The organism is Mesorhizobium sp. B2-9-1 (assembly GCF_006439455.1).
In the GTDB taxonomy this organism is placed as follows: Bacteria; Pseudomonadota; Alphaproteobacteria; order Rhizobiales; family Rhizobiaceae; genus Mesorhizobium.
The window spans coordinates 1-2,194 of sequence record NZ_VFTP01000035.1 but is presented as its reverse complement, the minus strand read 5'-3'; the positions used below and the strand labels follow the sequence as shown (position 1 = coordinate 2,194).

Annotated in this window: 2 protein-coding genes; both read left to right on the top strand. The window is 61.3% G+C overall.

Going from position 1 to position 2,194, the window contains the following annotated elements:
• Window positions 1-325: 325 nt before the first annotated feature.
• A complete protein-coding gene (locus FJW05_RS27305) occupies window positions 326-952 on the top strand; it encodes a DUF1326 domain-containing protein (RefSeq protein WP_140637172.1) in 627 nt (208 codons plus the stop codon).
• Between the two features lie 31 nt (window positions 953-983).
• On the top strand, window positions 984-1,769 hold the full coding sequence (locus tag FJW05_RS27300; protein ID WP_140637170.1) for a DUF2182 domain-containing protein: 786 nt from the start codon (window positions 984-986) through the stop codon (window positions 1,767-1,769).
• The last annotated feature ends 425 nt before the right edge of the window (window positions 1,770-2,194 follow it).

Below are 2,194 nucleotides of genomic sequence, written 5' to 3'. Positions count from 1 at the left end.
ACATGACCGCTCCAGACTTACGCCGCTGCCGCCATTTTGCCTCTTGCCCAAAAGGGGCCGTCCATACATGACGAAGGATACGTTACGGCCGCCGGTTTCCATCGGGCCGCCCATCACCTGTCTCGCCAGCGCTTGCCCACCGCCGAGGCACCGCAGCCCTCCGCTTGACAGTGCCGGACAACGGCGTACGCTCTATTAGCCTAAACTTAAATTACTGCCCCGGCGTGCCGATCAGTCGCGGTGCGGGCTATCTGCCGTTATCACGATCCGTGAAACGGCACCGCCTCGCCAAAGCCGGACACGCCTGACACAATGGGAGGTGTAAATGGCAGTCAGTTGGCGATTGTCTGGAAGTTATTTCGAGAATTGCAGCTGCGATGTCGTATGTCCTTGCCTGCTGTCGACCAAGGCGCAGCTGACATCGAAGCCGACGAAAGGCGTTTGCGACGTCGCTCTGGTCTTTCATATCGACAAGGGCAGTTTCGGGGACGTTCGATTGGACGGGCTCAATGTCGCGATGGTTGCTCACACGCCAGGCCCGATGGCGGAGGGCAATTGGACGGCTGCCGCCTACATCGACGACCATGCAGATGATAGGCAGACCGAAGCGCTGGGCGCTATCTTCACCGGCGCCGCGGGCGGGCCGATGGCCGCCTTCGCGCCGATGATCAGCACCAATCTCGGAGCCAAGAAGGTGCCGATCAAATACCAGGCCGACGGCAAGAAGCGGTCGGTGGAGATTGCCGGCGTGATGCAGTTGGCGGTCGAACCGTTGCCGACAATGCGCGAGGACGGTGAGATGTGGGCGGCTACCGGCCATCCCGTCAATCCCGACTGGCTCGGTTTTGCGATGGGCGTGGAAGGCAATACTTTCAGCGACCATGGCATGAGTTGGGACAATTCCCGCCGAAACGCGCACTACGCTCCGATCAATTGGTCCGGCCAGCAATAGTCCCGCACGCATGGTCGCAACGGCCTCGCCCATGACGCTGACTTTGCAGCGAAACATCATTCTCGCCCTGTTGGGCGCTGTCGCCGCGGCGGCGTGGGTCTTGCTCATCCGGCAGCAGATCGGCATGGACGCGGACATGCGCATGAAGATGTACTCACCCACCATGGGCATGGGGGCGCCGCTGTTTCTTGCCATCTGGATGATCATGATGATTGCCATGATGTTTCCGACGGCGGCGCCCATGATTCTGACCTTCCACCAGGTCCAAGCCGGCAAACGGGGTCGCGGCGAAGCCTTTGTTGCCACCTGGGTGTTCGTGGCAGGCTATATGCTGGTTTGGGGCACGGTGGGCGTTTTGGCCTTTGCCGGTGCCGCAGGCGCCGAGACGCTTGCCGATCATGCGGGATTGTCCACGGCGACTGCCGCCCGCATCGGCGGCGTCCTGCTGATCGTTGCAGGCGCCTACCAGCTCTCGCCACTGAAGGATCTGTGCCTGGCCAAATGCCGCACGCCAATCGGTTTTATCCTGACCTCCTGGCGCGACGGTCAATGGGGGGCGGTCCGCATGGGCCTCGAGCACGGCGCCTTTTGTCTGGGCTGTTGCTGGCTCCTGTTTCTGGCACTTTTCCCGCTCGGGATCATGAATGTCGCCGCAATGGCCGTGGTCACCTTGCTGATCTTTGCGGAAAAGACCCTCCCGGCGGGAAAGGGCATAGCCAAGGTGTCGGGCGTCGCCCTGCTCCTCTACGGCGCGGCGGTGCTGGTCTTTCCCCAGGCGCTGCCGACCTTCCAGCCGGCGGACATGGTGATGAATTGAGCAGCGGCAGGGCAGAACGTATCCTTCGTCATTCTAGGGCGGAGCAAGGAGCGAAGCGACGCGCGCAGACCCTAGAATCCGTGCCGTGACGGTCGAGAGCCACCACGGTTCAAGGCGTTCACCAGCCAATTCCACGAAAGAGCTCGAACTATTAAGGGTAGGCTTTCTCCATGAGCTCGACCTTCCATCGGCGAGGCCAGCGCTTCAATGACGCGCGCGCTGAATGGCATCGGCGAATGCTTGCGGTTATGTAGACAGAGCCGGTCATCTGGCGATCTTGGCTGGCGCAGTTATCGGCGGCTATTCTGGACTGTTGCATCCTATGGCCAATGTCACGGCATGGATTCTAGGGTCTGCGCGCGTCGCTTCGCTCCTTGCTCCGCCCTAGAATGATGGGTGGACGGCCCCTTGCGGCATCGAATGTG

Excerpts from the sequence above, each read along its gene's own strand:
- FJW05_RS27300 (WP_140637170.1), top strand. The coding sequence starts at position 984 with ATGACGCTGACTTTGCAGCGAAACATCATTCTCGCCCTGTTGGGCGCT.
- FJW05_RS27305 (WP_140637172.1), top strand. The coding sequence starts at position 326 with ATGGCAGTCAGTTGGCGATTGTCTGGAAGTTATTTCGAGAATTGCAGC.